The 19,207-nt window shown below is 71.5% G+C and carries 15 protein-coding genes; 12 read left to right on the top strand and 3 right to left on the bottom strand.

Features of this window, described 5'->3' with window-relative positions:
- Position 1: 1 nt before the first annotated feature.
- The 7 genes from ftsZ to BRM1_RS04220 all read left to right on the top strand — a co-directional run bounded on the left by ftsZ (position 2) and on the right by BRM1_RS04220 (position 5,612).
- Positions 2-1,186 (top strand): cell division protein FtsZ, encoded by a 1,185-nt coding sequence (ftsZ, locus tag BRM1_RS04250; RefSeq protein ID WP_160953757.1) that lies wholly within the window; start codon positions 2-4, stop codon positions 1,184-1,186.
- A gap of 7 nt (positions 1,187-1,193) precedes the next feature.
- Positions 1,194-1,931: a peptidoglycan editing factor PgeF gene (gene pgeF / locus BRM1_RS04245; protein ID WP_268528613.1), complete on the top strand. Its 738-nt coding sequence runs from the start codon at positions 1,194-1,196 to the stop codon at positions 1,929-1,931.
- Positions 1,932-2,052: 121 nt separating this feature from the next.
- The gene (locus BRM1_RS04240; RefSeq protein WP_268528611.1) at positions 2,053-2,556 is read left to right on the top strand and encodes a cell division protein SepF; all 504 of its coding nucleotides are present in this window, start codon (positions 2,053-2,055) and stop codon (positions 2,554-2,556) included.
- A gap of 94 nt (positions 2,557-2,650) precedes the next feature.
- Positions 2,651-2,950: a YggT family protein gene (locus BRM1_RS04235; RefSeq protein ID WP_160953754.1), complete on the top strand. Its 300-nt coding sequence runs from the start codon at positions 2,651-2,653 to the stop codon at positions 2,948-2,950.
- Positions 2,951-3,068: 118 nt separating this feature from the next.
- Positions 3,069-3,989: a DivIVA domain-containing protein gene (locus BRM1_RS04230; RefSeq protein ID WP_268528608.1), complete on the top strand. Its 921-nt coding sequence runs from the start codon at positions 3,069-3,071 to the stop codon at positions 3,987-3,989.
- 148 nt (positions 3,990-4,137) lie between these two features.
- Complete coding sequence (locus BRM1_RS04225; protein ID WP_160953752.1) at positions 4,138-4,686, top strand: signal peptidase II; 549 nt, start codon at positions 4,138-4,140, stop codon at positions 4,684-4,686.
- Positions 4,683-5,612, top strand: a complete 930-nt coding sequence (locus BRM1_RS04220) for an RluA family pseudouridine synthase (RefSeq protein ID WP_268528604.1) — start codon at positions 4,683-4,685, stop codon at positions 5,610-5,612. The genes BRM1_RS04225 and BRM1_RS04220 overlap by 4 nt, the downstream gene beginning before the upstream one ends.
- A gap of 52 nt (positions 5,613-5,664) precedes the next feature.
- On the opposite strand, the gene BRM1_RS04215 is transcribed toward BRM1_RS04220, so the two are convergent.
- Positions 5,665-6,366, bottom strand: a complete 702-nt coding sequence (locus BRM1_RS04215; RefSeq protein ID WP_268528601.1) for a hypothetical protein — start codon at positions 6,364-6,366, stop codon at positions 5,665-5,667.
- A 215-nt stretch (positions 6,367-6,581) separates the two neighbouring features.
- Here BRM1_RS04215 and dnaE point away from each other — a divergent pair, with 215 nt between their 5' ends.
- From dnaE to nrdR, 3 genes are all read left to right on the top strand, one after another.
- Positions 6,582-10,109: a DNA polymerase III subunit alpha gene (gene dnaE, locus BRM1_RS04210; RefSeq protein WP_268529698.1), complete on the top strand. Its 3,528-nt coding sequence runs from the start codon at positions 6,582-6,584 to the stop codon at positions 10,107-10,109.
- 76 nt (positions 10,110-10,185) lie between these two features.
- A complete protein-coding gene (gene hisD / locus BRM1_RS04205; protein ID WP_442864342.1) occupies positions 10,186-11,505 on the top strand; it encodes a histidinol dehydrogenase in 1,320 nt (439 codons plus the stop codon).
- 1 nt (position 11,506) lies between these two features.
- Positions 11,507-12,010 carry a transcriptional regulator NrdR gene (nrdR, locus tag BRM1_RS04200; protein WP_160954159.1) on the top strand — a complete coding sequence of 168 codons (504 nt, stop codon included), beginning with the start codon at positions 11,507-11,509 and terminating at the stop codon, positions 12,008-12,010.
- Positions 12,011-12,519: 509 nt separating this feature from the next.
- Here the strand turns inward: nrdR and BRM1_RS04195 are convergent.
- Positions 12,520-14,739 (bottom strand): HelD family protein, encoded by a 2,220-nt coding sequence (locus BRM1_RS04195; protein ID WP_268528598.1) that lies wholly within the window; start codon positions 14,737-14,739, stop codon positions 12,520-12,522.
- Positions 14,740-14,957: 218 nt separating this feature from the next.
- Positions 14,958-15,755: a spermidine synthase gene (locus BRM1_RS04190; RefSeq protein WP_268528595.1), complete on the bottom strand. Its 798-nt coding sequence runs from the start codon at positions 15,753-15,755 to the stop codon at positions 14,958-14,960.
- A 239-nt stretch (positions 15,756-15,994) separates the two neighbouring features.
- Here BRM1_RS04190 and BRM1_RS04185 point away from each other — a divergent pair, with 239 nt between their 5' ends.
- On the top strand, positions 15,995-17,125 hold the full coding sequence (locus BRM1_RS04185) for a DUF4192 family protein (RefSeq protein WP_268528593.1): 1,131 nt from the start codon (positions 15,995-15,997) through the stop codon (positions 17,123-17,125).
- A 218-nt stretch (positions 17,126-17,343) separates the two neighbouring features.
- Positions 17,344-19,107, top strand: a complete 1,764-nt coding sequence (locus BRM1_RS04180) for an RNA polymerase sigma factor (protein ID WP_268528590.1) — start codon at positions 17,344-17,346, stop codon at positions 19,105-19,107.
- The last annotated feature ends 100 nt before the right edge of the window (positions 19,108-19,207 follow it).

Genomic DNA, 19,207 nt, shown 5'->3' with positions numbered 1-19,207 from the left:
CTTGGCTGAATACCCCCAATCCGGAGCCGACATCAAGGTCGCCGGAACCGGCGGTGGCGGCGTCAACGCCGTCCAGCGCATGATCGAGGTCGGTCTGCGCGGCGTCGAGTTCATCGCGATCAACACCGACGCACAGGCGCTCCTCCTCTCCGAGGCGGACACGAAGCTCGAGATCGGCCGCGATCTCACCCGCGGGCTCGGCGCAGGAGCCGATCCCGAGATCGGGCGCAAGGCGGCCGAGGACTCCGAGGAGGCCATCAAGGAGGCGCTGTCCGGCGCCGACATGGTCTTCGTCACCGCCGGCGAGGGCGGCGGCACCGGCACCGGTGCGGCCCCCGTTGTGGCGCGCATCGCGCGCTCGGCCGGTGCGCTCACGATCGGCGTCGTGACCCGCCCGTTCACCTTCGAGGGCCGGCGCCGCTCGGCTCAGGCGGAAGCGGGCATCGCCGCACTGCGCGAAGAGGTCGACACCCTCATCGTCATCCCGAACGACCGCCTGCTGTCGATCTCCGACCGCAACGTCTCCGTGCTCGAGGCCTTCCAGTCCGCCGATGAGGTGCTGCGCTCCGGCGTGCAGGGCATCACGGACCTCATCTCCACCCCGGGCATGATCAACCTCGACTTCGCGGACGTGAAGTCGGTCATGCAGGACGCCGGCACCGCGCTCATGGGCATCGGCTCCGCCGTGGGCGAGGACCGCGCCGTGCAGGCCGCCGAGTCCGCGATCGCCTCGCCGCTGCTCGAGGCCAGCATCGAGGGCGCCCACGGCGTGCTGCTGAGCATCCAGGGCGGCCCGGACCTGGGCCTGTTCGAGGTCAACGAGGCCGCGCGCCTCGTCCAGGAGGCCGCGCACCCGGAGGCGAACATCATCTTCGGCACGGTCATCGACGAGAACCTCGGCGACGAGTGCCGCATCACCGTCATCGCGGCGGGCTTCGACGCCCCGCTGCCCGGCGAGCGCCTCGATTCGCCGGGCCGCCACGCCAAGCGCGACGACGAGCAGAGCGAGCAGGCAGCACCCGCCTCCGCCCCGCTGCGCGATGAGGAGCCCAAGGACGACCAGCCGCAGCGCGCCTCGGCGCCCGCGCAGGCGCCGATCCCGCAGACCCTGCCGGACGAGCGCCGCGAGACCGGCGGGCGCTCCTACGATGCCGACAACCTCGACATCCCGGACTTCCTCAAGTAAGACCGCCGTGCTGCACAGCCGCTTCGTCGCATCCGGTTCGCGTGGGTCCGCCCACATCGCGTTCACGGATCGGCGGGGCGGCTACAGTGCTTCCGGGCACTCCTCGCTCAACCTCGCCCGGCACGTGGGCGACGCGCCCGAGGCGGTCGCCGCCAACCGCGCCGCGCTGGCCTCCGTGCTGGGCCTGCAGGCCGAGCGGCTGAGCTTCACCGAGCAGGTCCACGGCACCGCAGTCCACCGCGCCGCGGCCGCCGCCGGGCCGGGCGTCCGCGCGGACGCCCAGGTCTCCACCGTCCCCGGGCTGGCGCTCGTCGTCATGGTCGCCGACTGCACGCCCGTGGTGCTCGCCGATCCTGATGCCGGCGTCGTCGCGGTCGCCCACGCCGGGCGCCGGGGCATGGCCGATGGCGTGGTGCCTGCGGTCCTCGCCGCGCTGGAGTCCGCCGGCGCGAGCGCGCCGGTGGCCTACATCGGCCCCTCGATCTGCTCGCGGTGCTACGAGGTGCCGGCCGCGCTGCGGGCCGAGGTCGCCGCCGCCGAGCCCGTCGCCGCGGCGGTCTCCCACTCGGGCACCCCGGCCCTCGACGTGGCCGCGGGCGTGGCCGAGCAGCTGGCCCGCGGGGGAGCGGCGATCGCGCACTGGGCACCCGAGTGCACGTTCGAGGACACCCAGCTCTTCTCCTACCGCCGCGATGGCCGAACCGGCCGCTTCGCCGGCATCGCCTGGCTCGACGCGGCGCGCTGAGGCCCGCGCCCGGCGGCCCAACTCCCGCCGCGACACGCCGCAGGACGTCGCCCGCGCGCGCTGGCGCCTGCGATAGCTTGGGTTGCGGGAACAGCCCTGCAGAGCAGCGAAGGATCACAGCATGTCCACACTCAAGAAGATCGGCAACTACTTCGGCTTCGGCGACGAGGAGGAGTACTACGACGAGCCCGCCCCGCGCCGCCGGGAGGTGCGCGAGGAGTACGAGGTCGAGGACTACGGGGTCGAAGATGACTACGCCGAGCCCGAGCCCGTCCGCGAGGCCGCGCCGGTGACCCCCATCCGCCAGTCCATGCGCCCGGTCGAAGCGGCCGCCCCGTCCGCCATGCAGCGCATCCAGACGATCCACCCGCGCAGCTACAACGACGCGAAGTCGATCGGCACCGCATTCCGCGACGGCATCCCCGTCATCATGAACCTCTCGGCCATGGACGAGGCCAACTCCAAGCGCCTCGTCGACTTCTCCGCCGGCCTGATCTTCGGCCTGCGCGGCTCGATCGAGAAGGTGACGAACAGCGTGTTCCTCCTGACCCCGGAGAACATCGAGGTCGCCTCCGAGGCCGAGCCCACCGCGGACCAGCACGCAAGCTTCTTCAACCAGAGCTGAGCGCAGGCCGCGCACCGGCCGCTCTGCAGAACCCCCAAGCTCGGCGGGCTACTCTTGTGAGTAGCCCGCCGTCTTCGTCGAAAGGCCCGCTCCGTTGAGCCTCATCTTCCTGATCCTGTTCTGGCTGCTCAGCCTCTACACCTACGTGCTCATCGCGCGCGTCATCGTGGACCTCATCCAGGTGTTCGCCCGCGACTGGCGCCCCACGGGCTTCCTGCTCGTGCTGTGCGAGGTGATCTACACGCTCACTGATCCGCCCGTCAAGCTCATGCGCCGCATCATCCCGCCGCTGCGGCTGGGCGGCATCGCGCTGGACCTGGGCTTCATCCTCGTGTTCATCGGCGTGCAGGTGCTCGCCAACCTCTGCCGCTACGCGGCGCTCATGCTCGCCTGAGGGCTCCCTGCCGCAGCGGCACCGGCGGCGGCGCGACAAACCGGCTGGTGGTGGGGTATGGTGACCTTGATCATCGCCCTGCGATCGACAGTATCTGCATCCGACAGAAGGTGGCCTCATGGCGCTCACGCCTGAAGACGTAGTGAACAAGCGGTTCCAGCACGTCAAGTTCCGCGACGGTTACGACCAGGACGAGGTCGACGACTTCCTCGATGAGGTCGTAGTCGAGCTCCGTCGCCTGTACCAGGAGAACGACGAGCTCCGCCAGAAGCTCTCCGCGGCCGAGCAGCGCGTCAGCGAGCTCTCCCAGAAGCTCTCCGCGGCCGAGCAGCGCGTCAGCGAGCTCTCCCGCGGCGAGGGCGCCCAGGGTGCCCAGTCGGGGTCCTTCGGCTCCGCCGCGTTCGACGACCCGCAGGCCACGCAGGCGATGCCCGCCGCCGTTCCCGGTGCGGAAGCACAGCAGGGCCAGCAGACGCAGGCTCCCGCCGCCGAGTCGCAGTCCTCGCCCCTCGTGGCCTCGCAGGCCCCGGCCGCCGAGGAGTCGGCGCCGGTCGCGTTCGAGCAGGAAGAGGTCGTCTCGGTCGAGGAGACCAGCGCTCCCGCCGCGCCCGAGCAGCAGGCCCCGAGCGCCGGCTCCGCCTCGCCGTTCGGCGGCGGCGCCGCCGCCGGCTTCGCCGCGGGCGCCGAGGGCGACCGCGATGCGCACGGCCTCATCTCGCTGGCCCAGCGCCTCCACGACGAGTACGTCGCCGAGGGCGAGCGCACTCGCGACAAGCTCATCTCCGAGGCCCGCGCCAAGGCGGCCGACATCGTCAACGACGCCGAGAAGAAGCGCGATGCGACGCTTTCCCAGCTCGAGTCGCAGAAGAGCGCGCTCGAGCGCGAGATCGAACGCCTGCAGAACTTCGAGCGCCAGTACCGCACGCGCCTCAAGAGCTACCTCACGGATCAGCTGCGCGACCTGGAGAACTCCGGTTCGCTGGCTCCCGAGACGCTCGGCAACGGCGGCGCCGGCACGAACGCCAAGCACTCGCTCTGAGCACCACCGCACCGCTGCGCGGCGGCCGCGGCCCCTTCCGGGGCCGCGGCCGTTCGCGCGTCCGGGGCCCGCACGGCGTGGTCGCGCTGTGCCGCGCCTACACTGGGGGAGCCCCATCCCCGCTTCGCCGCTGCCCGAGGAGGCCCCTGTGAGCCCGGCCCGCACCACCCGCTCCCGCGCGGTCCTCGTCCTCGCGGCCATCGCCGTCGTCGTCGTCGTGGCGGACCAGGCGTCGAAGGCCTGCGCCATCGCGCTGCTGGAGGGCCGCCCCCGGATCGCGGTCCTCGGCGACCTCGCGGGCTTCGCCTTCCTGCGCAACCCGGGTGCGGCCTTCGGCCTGGGAGCCGGCAGCACGTGGGTCTTCGGGCTCATCGCGCTGGCCGTCCTCGCCGTCATCCTCGTCGCCAGCCGCCGGCTGGCCTCGCCCGCGTGGGCGGTGGGCCTCGGGCTGCTGCTCGGCGGGCTGCTCGGCAACCTCGCCGACCGCGTGTTCCGCCGGCCCGGGTTCTTCCGCGGCGCGGTGGTCGACTTCATCGACCTGCACTTCTTCGTGTGCAACGTCGCGGACATCGCCATCACGGCGGCGGCCTGCACGATCGTGCTCGCCACCGTGCGCGGCGTGGGCCTCGACGGCCGCACGGAGGCCGAGCGCGCCGCTGCCGGCAGGGGCGCCGAGCGTCAGGAGGCGGCGCTGTGAGCGAGCGGTCGTTCTTCGTCCCCGAGGGGCTCGAGGGGGAGCGGGTGGACACCGCGCTGTCGCGGATGCTCGGGCTCTCGCGTTCGCAGGCGGCCCAGATCGCGGTGGACGGCGGGGTCGTCGTCGACGGCGCCGCGGCCGGCAAGTCCGACCGCGTGCGCGCCGGCGTGCGGATCGACGTGGCCATGCCCGAGCCCAAGGCACCCCTGTCCATCGTGGCCGAGCCCGTGCCCGGGATGCGCGTGATCTACGACGACGAGGCGTTCGTCGTCGTGGACAAGCCGGTGGGCGTGGCCGCCCACGCGGCGGCCGGCTGGAAGGGCCCCACCGTGATCGGCGGCCTCGCGGCGGCCGGCTACGGCATCGCCACCTCGGGTGCTGCCGAGCGCCAGGGGATCGTCCAGCGCCTCGATGTCGGCACCTCGGGCGTCATGGTCGTGGCGAAGGGCGAGCACGCCTATTCGGTCCTCAAGCGCGCCTTCAAGGACCGGACCGTCTCGAAGACCTACCACGCGCTCGTGCAGGGCCTGCCCGACCCGGTGGTCGGCACGATCGAGGCGCCGATCGGCCGCAACCCCAAGCGCGATGGGCTCTACGCCGTGCGCCGGGACGGCAAGCACGCGGTGACGCACTACGAGGTGCTCGAGGCCCACCGCGGCGCCAGCCTCCTCGAGGTGCACCTGGAGACCGGGCGGACCCACCAGATCCGCGTCCACATGTCCGCGACGAAGCACCCCTGCGTGGGCGACCTGTCCTACGGTGCGGACCCCACGCTCGCGCGGCGCCTGGGGCTGGAGCGGCAGTGGCTGCACGCCGTGAAGCTGGGCTTCGAGCACCCGGAGACGGGCGAGTGGGTCGAGTTCGAAAGCGACTACCCGGACGATCTCGCCACCGCGCTCGAGGGCATCCGCGCCGGGGAGGCGTAGGCCCGGGGCGCGGGGTGCCGCGCCCGCACGTGCGCGCGCGGCGATCCCACCGCTAGGCCGGTGCCTGAAGCTCCTCGTCGAGGTTCTGGTCCGCAGCCCGGTCCTGTTCGTGCAGCCAGATCGCGTGATCGAGGAATGTCAGATTCTCGGCCGGCGCATCCTGCTCCTGGACGGCAGTCAGCAGTGCCTTGCTCTGCTCACGGCTCACGCCCGGAAGGTCCTCGGCAGCCAGGGCCTCGTTGACGAAGCGATTGATCATGACGTCGGACTTCACGCCCGGGCGTCCCAGGAGCATGCCGAGGTAGTCGAAGGTCACCCAGCCCAGTCCGTTGACGGACGTGTAGGCCCGCTGAACTTCGTTCGGGTCGGCCTTTCGGAAGTCGTCGGCCGCATTGACGGCGGGCGAGAGACTCCTGAGATTCTCGGCTGCCTCGAGAACGGCGACGCTCTTGTACTTGCGTCCTCGGCCGACCTTCGTGTCGCCCATGATCTCGCGAATCCGCTCTTCCCCGATTGTGGTGAGCGCACCCAGATCGTTGCGCGCCTCAGGATGATCCGTACGGAAAGTGCGCAGACGGCCGGCCACGCCGCGTTTTGGATCCTTCGCGTTATAGGTCGCCTGAATCGAATAGACAGCCTCCACCAGGGCGGTGCCGAGTTCCTCGGGCCATCCGCCCGGCCAGGCGGAGAAATATTCATTCGGAATGGCGCGCAGGGCGGTGCGAATCGCGTCGATCTGTTGCTGCTCAGTCACGGGTGCTCCTTCAGAAGGGTGGGGGCAGGGCACCGCTTCGGGGTGCCTTCCGCTATCCTGCCACGGGCCCGCACGCCGTGACGGGGACCGCGGCGGTGTGGTGCGCCCGAGTCCGTGACCGGCGGTAGCCTGGGGTGAGCATTTTCTAGCAGTTTGGGGGCACATCCGTGGCAACGGGCGAATTCGCGCATCTCCACGTCCACACCGAGTACTCGATGCTCGACGGCGCCGCCCGGCTGGGCGACCTCATGGCCGCCGTCAAGGCCTCCGGGATGTCGTCCATCGCCACGACGGACCACGGATACCTGTTCGGGGCCTACGACTTCTGGAAGCAGGCCACGGACGCCGGGATCAAGCCCATCATCGGTGTCGAGGCCTACGTCACCCCCGGCACAGCGCGCGGTGACAAGACCCGCGTGAAGTGGCGCACGGACGAATCGCAGCGCGGCGACGACGTCTCCGGCGGCGGGGCGTACACGCACATGACGCTGCTGAGCCGGAACAACACCGGCATGCAGAACCTCTTCCGTGCCTCGTCGATTGCCTCGCTCGACTCCGTCTACGGCAAGTGGCCCCGCATCGACCGCGAGCTGCTCTCGCAGTACTCCGAGGGCATCATCGCCACGACCGGCTGCCCCTCGGGTGAGGTGCAGACCCGTCTGCGCCTGGGGCAGTACGAGGAGGCCAAGCGCGCCGCGGGGGAGTACAAGGAGCTCTTCGGGGCGGAGAACTACTTCTGCGAGATCATGGACCACGGGCTGTCCATCGAGAAGCGGGTGAGCCGGGACCTGCTGCGCCTGGCCAAGGAGCTCAGCCTCCCGCTCGTGGCGACGAACGACCTGCACTACACCCACGAATCCGATGCGAAGGCGCACGAGGCGCTGCTGGCCATCCAGTCGGGCTCCAAGCTCATCGAGCCCACCTACGATCAGGGCGGCTCGCGCTTCGCGTTCTCCGGCACCGGGTACTACCTGAAGTCGCCTGCGGAGATGCGCGCGCTGTTCAAGGAGATGCCGGAGGCGTGCGACAACACGCTCAGGATCGCGGAGATGTGCGAGGTCTCCTTCGACACCTCGGCCAACTACATGCCGAAGTTCCCCTGCCCGCCCGGCGAGGACGAGACCTCCTGGCTCATCAAGGAGGTCGACAAGGGGCTGCACTATCGCTACCCGGCCGGCATCCCGGACGAGGTGCGCAAGCAGGCCGACTACGAGCTCGACATCATCATCTCGATGGGCTTCCCCGGCTACTTCCTCGTCGTCGCCGACTTCATCAACTGGTCGAAGGACAACGGCATCCGCGTGGGGCCGGGCCGCGGCTCCGGCGCGGGCTCGATGGTCGCCTACGCCATGCGCATTACGGACCTCGACCCGCTCGAGCACGGCCTCATCTTCGAGCGCTTCCTCAACCCGGACCGCATCTCCATGCCCGACTTCGACGTCGACTTCGACGATCGCCGCCGCTCGGAGGTCATCGAGTACGTCACCCGGAAGTACGGCTCCGAGTACGTGTCCATGATCGTCACGTACAACACCATCAAGACCAAGCAGGCGCTCAAGGACTCCGCCCGCGTGCTCGGCAAGCCCTTCTCCATGGGGGAGAGGCTGACGAAGGCGCTGCCGCCGTCCGAGCAGGCCAAGGACATCCCGCTGAAGAACATCGAGCAGCCCGGCGCCAAGCGCTACAACGAGGCAGGCGAATTCCGCGAGCTGCTCGCCACGGATCCCGAGGCCCGCGAGGTCTTCGACACCGCGCTCGGCCTCGAAGGCCTCAAGCGCCAGTGGGGCGTCCACGCCGCGGGCGTCATCATGTCCTCGGCGCCCATCATCGACGTCATCCCGATCATGCGCCGCTTCCAGGACGGCCAGGTCATCACGCAGTTCGACTACCCCACTGCGGAGGGCCTGGGTCTCATCAAGATGGACTTCTTGGGCCTGCGCAACCTCACGATCATCTCCGACGCGGTGGAAAACGTGAAGCGCAACCAGGACGTCGATCTCGACCTCGAGCACCTCGAGCTCACGGACGAGGCGTCCTATGAGCTGCTGCGCAACGGCGAGACGCTGGGCGTGTTCCAGTTCGACAGCCCGGGCTACCGGCAGCTGTGCAAGATGATGAAGCCCACCCACTTCAACGACATCTCGGCCCTCGGCGCGCTCTACCGGCCCGGGCCCATGGGCGCCGACTCCCATACGAAGTACGCGCTGCGCAAGAACGGCGAACAGCCGATCACCCCCATCCACCCCGAGCTGGCCGAGCCGCTCGAGGAGATCCTGGCGGAGTCCTACGGGCTCATCATCTACCAGGAGCAGGTCATGGCGATCGCGCAGAAGGTGGCGGGCTACTCACTCGGCCAGGCCGACCTGCTGCGCCGGGCCATGGGCAAGAAGAAGAAGGAGATCCTCGACAAGGAGTTCGTCCCGTTCTCCGCCGGGATGAAGGAGCGCGGCTACTCGGATGCCGCGATCGAGGCGCTGTGGCTCGTCCTCGTGCCCTTCTCCGAGTACGCGTTCAACAAGGCGCACTCGGCCGCCTACGGCCTCGTCTCCTACTGGACCGCCTACCTCAAGTCCCACTACCCGGCCGAGTACATGGCCGCCCTGCTCACCTCGGTGGGCGACAACAAGGACCGCCTGGCCGTCTACCTCAACGAGTGCCGCCGGATGGGCATCACGGTGCTGCCCCCGGACGTCAACGAGTCCGAGCTCAACTTCACCCCCGTCGGCAGCGACATCCGCTTCGGCATGGGCGCGGTGCGCAACGTGGGCCACAACGTCGTCGACGGCATCGCCGCCGCCCGCGCGGACAAGGGGGCGTTCGCCTCGTTCTCCGACTTCCTCGACAAGGTCCCGAGCCAGGTGTGCAACAAGCGCACGATCGAATCGCTCATCAAATCCGGCGCCTTCGACTCACTCGGCCACACCCGCCGCTCGCTCGTCGAGATCCACGAGGAGGCGGTGGACGCGGTGATCGGCGTCAAGCGCCAGGAGGCGGCCGGCCAGTTCGACCTCTTCGCCGAGCTCGGCGGGGAGGACGACTCGGCGTCGAGCTTCGCCGTTCCCGTGCCCGACCGTCCCGAGTGGGACAAGAAGGAGAAGCTCGCCTTCGAGCGCGAGATGATCGGCCTCTACGTCTCCGACCACCCGCTCAACGGGCTCGAGAGCGTGCTGGCCAAGGAAGCAGAAATACCGATCGTGGCGCTCGTCGACCCGGAGTCCCCCCGGCCCGACGGGTCACAGGTGACGATCTGCGGGATGATCACCCAGGTCACCCGAAAGGTGTCGAAAACCAAGGGGCGGCCGTACGCGTCGGTGGTCGTCGAGGACCTCGAGGCCAGCGTCGAGGTGATGTTCTTCGGCGACGTGTACGACCCCGTCGCCTCCCTGCTGGCCACCGACGTCGTTGTGACGATCACCGGGCGGGTGCGCCTCTCCGATGACCGGCCCACCTCCGTCACGGCACAGGCGATGACGCTGCCGGACGTCTCCGATCCCACCGACCGCCCCCTCAACATCACGATGCCCATCGAGAAGTGCACCCCCCAGCTCGTCGATGAGCTGCGCCAGGTCCTCAAGGCGAACTCGGGCCAGACGGAGGTCCGGCTGAGCCTCACCCAGCCCGGCCGGCGCGTCCTCATGCGCCTCGACCAGACCGTGCGGGTCACGCCGGGCCCCAGCCTGTTCGGCGATCTCAAGGCACTCCTGGGCTCGCGCTGCCTGGGCGAGGCGGGCGCCCCGCGCTGACGCGCCCGCGCGGCGCGGGACTGGGCACCAGCCGACGCCCGGCCCGCGGCTGCGGGCCGGGCAATAGAATGAGCGGATGAGCAATTCGATGATCCGCGAGATCGATCTGCGCGGGGCCGAGCTGGGCCGCCGCGCGCTGCGCGCCAGACTGCCGCGCGCCGCCTCCGTGCGCACCGACGCCGAAGCCGCGGTCGCGCCGCTGCTCGACGACATCGCCGCGCGCGGCCGCCGGGCGGTCCTCGACGCCGGGGAGCGCTTCGACGGCGTGCGGCCGGACGCACTGCGCGTGCCGGCCGAGGCCGCGCGCGCAGCCCTCACAGCCCTCGACCCGGCCGTGCGCGCCGCCCTCGAGGAGACGATCGCGCGTGCCCGCGCGGTCGCCGCCGCGGACCGCCGCGAATCGGTCGTCACCGAATTCGCCCAGGGCGGGTCCGTGACGACGCGCTGGCTCCCGGTCGAGCGCGTGGGCCTCTACGTCCCCGGCGGCCTCGCCGTCTATCCCTCCACCGTCGTCATGAACGCGGTCCCCGCCCAGGAGGCGGGCGTGGGGTCGATCGCGCTGGCCTCGCCGCCGCGCGCCGACGGCCTGCCCCACCCCACGGTGCTCGCCACCGCGGAGCTCCTCGGCATCGACGAGGTCTGGGCGATCGGCGGCGCCCAGGCGATCGGCGCCTTCGCCTACGGCTTCTCCGACGGTGAGGAGCTCGACCCGGTGGACCTCATCACGGGCCCCGGCAACGCCTTCGTCGCCGCCGCGAAGTCGATTGTGCGCACCCAGGTGGGCATCGACGCGGTCGCCGGACCCACGGAGATCATCGTGCTCGCCGATGACACGGCCGATCCCGAGTACGTGGCCGCCGATCTCATCAGCCAGGCCGAGCACGACCCGAACGCGGCGGCGGTTCTCGTCACCGCCTCGGCGGACCTGGCCGAGCGCGTGCGCGAGGCGCTCGCGCGGCAGGTGCCGCAGCAGCGCCACGTCGAACGCATCGCTGCCGCCCTGAGCGGGGCGCAGTCCGCCCTCATCCTCGTCGACGATCTGGACGCGGGCATCGCCGTGCTCAACGCCTACGCGGGCGAGCACGTGGAACTCCAGGTCGAGCGCCCCGAGGCCGTCGTCGACCGGATCGTCAACGGCGGCTCCGTGTTCGTGGGCCCCCACTCGCCGGTGGCCCTGGGGGACTACTGCTCGGGCTCGAACCACGTGCTGCCCACGATGGGCACAGCCGCGTTCGCGTCCGCCCTGGGCGTGCAGTCGTTCCTGCGCGGCAGCCAGGTGATCGCCTACTCGCAAGAGGCCCTGGCGGCCGTCGCCGATCACATCGTCGCGCTGGCCGAGGCCGAGGACCTGCCCGCCCACGGCGGCGCGGTCGCCCTGCGCGGAGAGGAGCGCTGAGATGCACTGCCCCTTCTGCCGCCACGCCGACTCCCGCGTCGTGGACTCCCGCACCGCGGAGGACGGCTCCTCCATCCGCCGGCGGCGCCAGTGCCCCAACTGCATGCGCCGCTTCACGACGATCGAGGCGACGAGCCTGTCGGTCATCAAGCGCTCGGGGGTCACCGAGGAATTCTCCCGCCAGAAGGTCATCAGCGGGGTGCGCAAGGCGTGCCAGGGCCGGCCGGTGGGGGAGGACGACCTCGCGAAGCTCGCCCAGCGGGTCGAGGAGCTCATCCGAGCCCGCGGCATCGCCGAGGTCGACGCCGACGAAGTGGGCCTCGCGATCCTCGAGCCGCTGCGCGAGCTCGACCAGGTCGCCTACCTGCGATTCGCCAGCGTCTACCAGGGCTTCGACTCGCTCGAGGACTTCGAGGCCGCGATCGGCTCGCTGCGCGCCGAGCGCGATGCCGCCATCGCCGCCGCCGAGGGCGCCGACGGCGGGGCCGGCTCCGAACAGTCCTGAGCCAGCGGTGGGCGGAGCCTGCGGCGGGTTCTGCCTCGCGCTGCTCCGCCCGGTCGGGTGCCGACGCCGCCTTCCCCCGCCTCGGCCGCGCACCGCAGGAGCGGAGGCGGTCGCGCGAGGCTGCGATCGTGCCAGGTGAGCGGGGTGCGAAAAATTTCCGGAAGCGAAGCTCTGAAACCTGGAAGTTCTGTGTATGATGAGTGAGCGCACTCAGGTGCGCCCGCCGCCGGCGGCATCGGAGGGGAAGCCGACGCCGCCGGCGGCCTCTTTTGTCCGGTGCCCTGTGCCGGCCGCCGCTCGTGATGCTGGCGGCAGCACCGAGGCGCTGGCGCGCTCTGGCCCGCCTTCTGGCGGCCCGTCCCGCATGCTCGCAGGGCACGCCGCTGCCGACGTGCCGCGGCGCCCCTGGCCGACCCATGGCCCACCGCTGTCCCGCCGCGGCGGCCGCGCGCGGCCCCCGGCACATTCGCCGGCGCCTTGCTCCACCCGGCCGGCGGACGCCCGCCGGCTCAGCCGGCGAGGAACGGGGTGAGCACGGAGGGCTGCGAGCCCATGATCCGCAGGCGGGCCGTGGAGCGCGTGAGCGCCACGTAGAGCTCGCCGATCCCCTGGCGATCGCCGGCCGGGGCCATGCGGGCCGGCTCCACGATGATGACCGAGTCGAACTCGAGGCCCTTGGCGCCGTAGGGGCTGAGCACCGCGACCGTGTGGTCGATGCCCGCCGGGCCCACGCCGAAGTCCACGTCCCCGGCCGCCGCGAGCGCCTCGGCGGCCTCGCGCACCTGCGCGTCGGCGGCGATGACCGCCACCCGGCCCCCGCCGAGGAGCGCGAGCTCATCGCGCACGGCGGCCGGCAGCGCAGCGGGCACCTCGGCGGGGCGCGCGAAGTCCTCGACAAGCGGCTCCCAGGTGCCCGCCCGGACGGGATCGGGCGTCTGCAGGCTCGGGAAGTAGGCGCCCAGCAGGTCGTTGGCCAGCCGCATGATCGTGCCCGGCGTGCGGTAGGAGACGGTGAGCTGCTCGAGGGCGAAGCGCTCGCCCACGTGCGGGGCCAGCACGGACTCCCACGTGCGCTCGACGTCGACATCGGAGGCCTGGGCGAGGTCGCCCACGAGCGTCGCGGACTTGCTGGGCACGCGGCGGAAGAGCAGGCGCAGCTGCATGGGGGAGAGCTCCTGGGCCTCATCGACGACGAGGTGGCCGTAGGTCCACTCGCGGTCGTCCGCGGCGCGCTCGGCCACGCTTGCCCCGTCGCCGGTCTCCGCATAGCGGCGGGCCAGTGCCTCGGCGGAGACCATCGCATCGGTGCCCGTCATCTCGAGCACCGCCTCGGCGTATTCGCGCTCCGCGCCGCTCGTGCCGGCGGCGGGGCGCGCACCCGTGCCGATCAGCTCCGCGATCTCGTCGATGAGCGGGACATCGTCGACGGTGAGCTCGGCCCCGGGCGCGCGGCGCAGCCGGGCCATGTCCTCGAACGAGAGGATGCCATCGGCGGCGGCGACGAGCCGGCGGGGCTTGGTGTAGAGGGCCTCGAGCACCCCGATGGGACTCAGCGGCAGCCACAGCGAATTCACCGCGCGGCGCACATCTGCCGACATCCGCAGGTCATCGAGCAGCTCCGGCAGGGTGTCCTCGGTCAGCTCCGTGCCCGAGGCGCGGCCCAGCTCCTCGGCGAGGCTGCGCAGGAGCGCGGAGGCGAAGGTCTCGCGGGCCCGGTTGTGGGGGCTGCCGGTGCGCCGTGCGCGGTCGCGGGCGGCCTTCGCCATGGCCCGGGTGAGCACGATCCGGTACTTGCCGACGCCCAGCTCCTCATCGGCCTGGGGCAGGCGCTGGTAGTTCTTCACCGCGCGTGCGATGACCCGGGCCATGCGCAGATCGCCCTTGACGGCGGCGGTGCGCGGCCCATCGCGCAGGGCCGCCTCGATGCCCGGCACCAGCTGGCCCGGGGTGAGCAGCACCGCGCCGGTCTCGCCGAGCGAGGGGAGCACCTGCTCGATGTACTTGAGGAAGACCGTCGACGGGCCCACGAGGAGCACGCCCGACTTCTCGATGCGCCTGCGGTGCTGGTAGAGGAGGTAGGCGGCGCGGTGCAGCGCGACGGCGGTCTTGCCCGTGCCGGGCCCGCCCTGGACGACGACCACACCGGCGAGGTCCTTGCGGATGATCCTGTCCTGCTCCGACTGGATCGTTGCCACGATGTCGCCCATCCGTCCGGTGCGGTGCTCCTCCAGAGCGGCGATGAGGGCGCCCTCGCCGTGAAGGGAGCCGCGCTCGGCCGCGTCGAGGGCGGAGAGGTCGAGGACATCGTCTTCGACGGAGATGACGGTGCGGCGGCGCGTGGCGATGTGGCGGCGCCGGACGATGCCGTCGGGGTCGGCGGCGGTCGCGCGGTAGAACGGCTCGCTGGCCGGTGCGCGCCAGTCCATGAGGAGCTGGGTGCGGTCCGCGGCAGACAGCCCGATGCGCCCAATGTAGGTAGCCTCGCCGGAGCGCGAGTCGATGCGCCCGAAACACAGGCCCTCCTCCGCACCGCGCAGCCGCATGAGCTGGTCCTCGTAGAGGGACGCGAACGCATCGCGCTCGGAGCGGTTCTGGTGGTTGCCGCCCACCTCCATCGCCCGCACGGCCGCGAGCTTGTCGGCGACCTCGGCGCGGACCTCGTCGAGGCGTGCGTACACGGTGTCCACGCTGCGCTGCTCGTGTGCGATCTCGGTCTCTTCGCTCACCATCCACCTTTCAGTCGGCAATCAATTATGCCGCCTCGGCGCGCTCGCGGCGTTCAGCCGTGCGCGGAAACACCGAAATTCGCGTGCGCGCCACCGGCCTGCAACCCACGGGGGGCCTGCAGCCCGCCGGGGGCGTGCAGCTCGCCGGCGGTCTGCAGCTCCTCGGCGGCGGACGCCGCCGTCATCCCCTGCCCGCCTGCCCGGCGCTGGTCGCGCGGGCGTCAGTCGGCGATGCCCAGGTAGCGGTCGAGCTGGGCGCCGGAGAGCACGGTCGCGACGGCGGGCCCGCGCCGCAGTGCCTTCGCGCTGCCGAGGGTGTCGATGGGCCCAGCGCTCGCGACCGCGACGACGTTGCCCCACCGGCGTCCGCGCACCTGGCCGGGGTCTGCGACGAGCGCGACGTGGGCGAAGACCGCCCGCAGTCGCGCGATCTCCGCGCGCAGGGCGCTGTGCGGCGGGCGATCGGCCACGTTGGCAAGCAGCAGGCCGGAGGGGCGCAGCGCGGCAGCGCTGGCGGTGAAGAACGCCTCGTCCGCCAGGGTCTCCGGGGTGGCATCGCCGGCGAAGGCGTCGCGGACCACGAGGTCGAGGGAGGCGGGCCGGAACGTCGTGATCTCATGGGCGCCGTCTCCGGGACGCAGGCGCAGGGCGGGCGCGCGCGGCAGCTCGAACCATTCGCGCACGAGCTCGAGCAGGCGCGCGTCGATGTCGATCGCGGTCTGCCGGGAGCCCGGCCGCCGAGCATCGAGCCAGCGCGGCAGCGCACACGCCGCCGCGCCGATGTGGGCCGCGCGCAGCGCCTGCCCGGCGGGGAAGGTGGCGTCGATGACCCGGCCCATCCAGTCGAGGTATTCGAAGTCCAGGCGCTGCGGGTCCGAGGCCGTGATGGGCGAGCTCGGCACGGCATTCACGTAGAGGATCCACGAGTCGGGCTCACCGGGCACCGGTTCGAGGCGCGCGGTGCCGGTGTCGATCTCGGCCTCGATCGACTCCTCGCGCCCCCCGCGTCTGCGTCCCATGGGGGGCAAGCCTAGCGGCGCGCCCAGGAGGCCGCCGGTCTGGAGGGCTCAGGCGCGGGATCCGGCGCGGTGGGCTCAGATTAGGCGGCATCCGGCTGGGGGCGCAGGCTCGAAGGCCATAGGCGCCGAAGGTCACAGGCCGCGGGTGGGGGCCGGGGTGCCCTGGGGACTGCCGGTCGCGCTCCACAGTGCGAGGATGGGGGAGAGCGCGCCGGCGCGTCCGGGTGTTGCCTGGGCGCATGGAGACCTTCTCGATCACCAGCCAGACCGACCTCATCGGCATCGTCCCGCACGTGCTGGGCTATCCGCCCGCCGATTCGCTCGTGGTGCTCACCACCGCGCGAGCCGCGGATGGGGCACGGCTGCTGGGCGTGTGCATGCGCCTCGACTTCGACCTGGTGACGGCCGCTGCCGTCGACCGTGCCACCGCCTCCGCGCTTGCCGGCTCGCTGTGCGAGGCCGATACCGTCGAATGCGCCTATCCGATCCTCTACAGCGATGCACTCGCCGAGGCACTCGGCCACGGATCCGGCCCGGCCGAGCCCGGTGCGGCAGAGATCCTGCGCACCGGGGTGGAGCGCGTGTGCGATGCCCTCCAGGCGGCCGGGCTCGAAGTCAGTGCGCCCGTCTGGGTGGGCCGTGGGCTGCGGGCGGGCCTGTGCGACGGCGGTGCGGCCGAGGCGCTGCCCGGGCTCTCCGCCGCGGTGGCTTCGCACATGGCTGAGCAGGGCTCGCGCGTCAGCGAGGACTTCGGGCATGCGGCGGCCCTGCCGGAACCGCCCGCGCAGCTGCTGGCCGAGGTCGCGGTGCTGCGCGCGGCCAGCCCGGACGCCCTCGCGCTGCTCGCCGCGGTGCTCTCCGATGCCGTTGCCGTCTACGACGTGGCGCGCTCCGCGCCGGGCAGCGCTCGGCCGGTGCCCAGCGCGGCGGCGGTGCTGGCCTTCGAGGAGCTCACGGACGATCTGTGGGTGCGCGACCTGCTGCAGATGGTCCTCGGCTTCGAGCACCCGCAGTTGGGACCCGAGCGCCTGCGGTCCATGACCGCGGAGGAGTTCACCGTGGAGATCGTCGAGGCAGAGGACCGGATCGCGCTGGCCGCCCAGATGGCCGGTCTGTCGGAGGTGCGCCCGGACATGCAGCTGGCCGAGGCGGGGGTGGACTACCTGCGCGCCGTCGCCGGGGCGGTCGCGCTCAGCGCGCTGCCCGCGGTCCTCGCAATGCTCGCCTGGGCGGAATGGGCGCGCGCCCGGCACTCGTTCGCCGCTCACTATGCGCAGGCCGCGCTCGCGCTCGACCCGGACTACTCGCTCGCCCAGCTCATGCTGCGCGCCTCCGAGGCGGGCATGCCGCCCGCGTGGATGCGCGGCTGAGGTTGCTGTGACGCAGGCCACTCCATGGGGTCTTGCGCAAGGCGGATCGGCGCAGTAGTGATTTCGCACTGGGGGAATAGCGTGCCACAATCGGACGTTGACCCGGTTGTGCCGGATGGAGGCGAGTGCGCTCGCCCTCCTCCGCGCTTGACTTGGGTCTTATTGATGCCCGCGCATCGATGCCCCGCACTGCCCACTGCTGCGAAAGAGGTGTACTCGTGCCCACGAGTGAGAAGGAAACCGCCGCCGGCGCCACGCGCACGACGGCTGCGAAGAAGTCCGCCTCCGCATCCGGCAAGGCCGGGGCAGCCGCGAAGACGGCGACGAAGTCCGCTGCGGCGAAGGCGGCGACTGCCGCCGGTGCGAAGTCGGACTCCCCGAAGAGCGCGGCGGCCGCCACCACCGCGGCGAAGAAGCCCGCTGCGGCGAAGGCCGGCACGAAGAGCACCGCCGCCAAGGCCACGGGCGCGAAGACCGCCACCACGAAGAGCACCGCTGCGAAGAGCACGGCCGCCAAGGCCGGCGCAACGAAGAGCACTGCGACGAAGAGCGCTGCAGCGAAGAGCACCACTGCCAAGAGTGCTGCCGCCAAGAGCGCGCCGGCCGAGGCGAAGGCGGCACCGAAGACCACCGCGAAGTCGACAGCGGCGAAGAAGGCGGCCGGCACCTCGGGTGCGGCGAAGACCGCCGCGGCCAAGCCCGCGGCCGCGAAGAAGACCACCGCCAAGAAGACGGCCCCGGCCGGCGCCGGCGAGACCGCGGAGCAGGCGGAAGAGGCGGCCGCCGCCTCGGGTGCGCGCACCACCGGTGCGAAGGCGGCCGGCACGAAGGCGGCCGCCGGGAAGCCCGCGGCGAAGAAGGCCCCGGCCAAGGGCCGGGCCAAGAAGTCCGATGACGTCGAGGTCGACGCGTCTGCCGAAGAGGTCGAGGAAGAGGTCGAGACCCTCGAGGACACGGAGACCAAGAACTCCCAGGAGGAGCGCAAGGACGAGGCCGTCAAGGAGGCCGGCGGCTTCGTCGTCTCCGATGCCGACGACGACGACCAGCCGGCCCAGCAGGTCGCAACGGCCGGCGCGACGGCCGATCCGGTCAAGGACTACCTCAAGCAGATCGGCAAGGTGGCGCTGCTCAACGCCGCCGAGGAGGTCGACCTCGCCAAGCGCATCGAGGCCGGCATGTACGCCGAGCACCTGCTGGCGGAGGGCGCGGTCAAGGACACCCGCGACGCCCGGGACTACAAGTGGATCATCCACGACGGCCGGATCGCCAAGAACCACCTGCTCGAGGCCAACCTCCGACTGGTCGTCTCCCTGGCCAAGCGCTACACCGGCCGCGGCATGCTCTTCCTCGACCTCATCCAGGAGGGCAACCTGGGCCTCATCCGCGCGGTCGAGAAGTTCGACTACACGAAGGGCTTCAAGTTCTCGACCTATGCGACCTGGTGGATCCGCCAGGCGATCACTCGCGCGATGGCGGACCAGGCGCGCACCATCCGCATCCCGGTCCACATGGTCGAGGTCATCAACAAGCTCGCCCGCGTGCAGCGCCAGATGCTCCAGGACCTGGGCCGCGAGCCCGCTCCCGAGGAGCTGGCCAAGGAGCTCGACATGACGCCCGAGCGCGTCATCGAGGTGCAGAAGTACGGCCGGGAGCCGATCTCGCTGCACACGCCGCTGGGCGAGGACGGCGATTCGGAGTTCGGCGACCTCATCGAGGACTCCGAGGCGGTGGTGCCCGCGGACTCCGTCAGCTTCACCCTGCTCCAGGAGCAGCTGCACTCGGTGCTCGACACGCTCTCCGAGCGCGAGGCGGGCGTTGTGTCGATGCGCTTCGGGCTCAACGACGGCCAGCCCAAGACGCTCGATGAGATCGGCAAGGTCTACGGCGTCACGCGCGAGCGGATCCGTCAGATCGAGTCGAAGACGATGGCGAAGCTGCGCCACCCGTCGCGCTCCCAGGTGCTGCGCGACTACCTCGACTGAGTCACTACCGCGCGGCAGTGCAGCGCACTGCGGCGGCCGAAGGGCCCGGACGGATACCGTCCGGGCCTTTTGCGCATCAGTGGCGGCCCTGTTGCTCCGC

Origin of the sequence: Brevibacterium sp. BRM-1 (assembly GCF_026802075.1) — a bacterium.
Lineage (GTDB): Bacteria > Actinomycetota > Actinomycetes > Actinomycetales > Brevibacteriaceae > Brevibacterium > Brevibacterium rongguiense.
Note: the sequence above shows the minus strand (reverse complement) of the source record. Positions and strands in the feature narration are given on the sequence as shown.

Coding starts and splice junctions, on each gene's coding strand:
- hisD (WP_442864342.1), top strand. CDS start 10,186: ATGAGCAATTCGATGATCCGCGAGATCGATCTGCGCGGGGCCGAGCTG.
- BRM1_RS04240 (WP_268528611.1), top strand. CDS start 2,053: ATGTCCACACTCAAGAAGATCGGCAACTACTTCGGCTTCGGCGACGAG.
- nrdR (WP_160954159.1), top strand. CDS start 11,507: ATGCACTGCCCCTTCTGCCGCCACGCCGACTCCCGCGTCGTGGACTCC.
- dnaE (WP_268529698.1), top strand. CDS start 6,582: ATGCTCGACGGCGCCGCCCGGCTGGGCGACCTCATGGCCGCCGTCAAG.
- BRM1_RS04230 (WP_268528608.1), top strand. CDS start 3,069: ATGGCGCTCACGCCTGAAGACGTAGTGAACAAGCGGTTCCAGCACGTC.
- BRM1_RS04185 (WP_268528593.1), top strand. CDS start 15,995: ATGGAGACCTTCTCGATCACCAGCCAGACCGACCTCATCGGCATCGTC.
- BRM1_RS04190 (WP_268528595.1), bottom strand. CDS start 15,755: ATGGGACGCAGACGCGGGGGGCGCGAGGAGTCGATCGAGGCCGAGATC.
- BRM1_RS04195 (WP_268528598.1), bottom strand. CDS start 14,739: ATGGTGAGCGAAGAGACCGAGATCGCACACGAGCAGCGCAGCGTGGAC.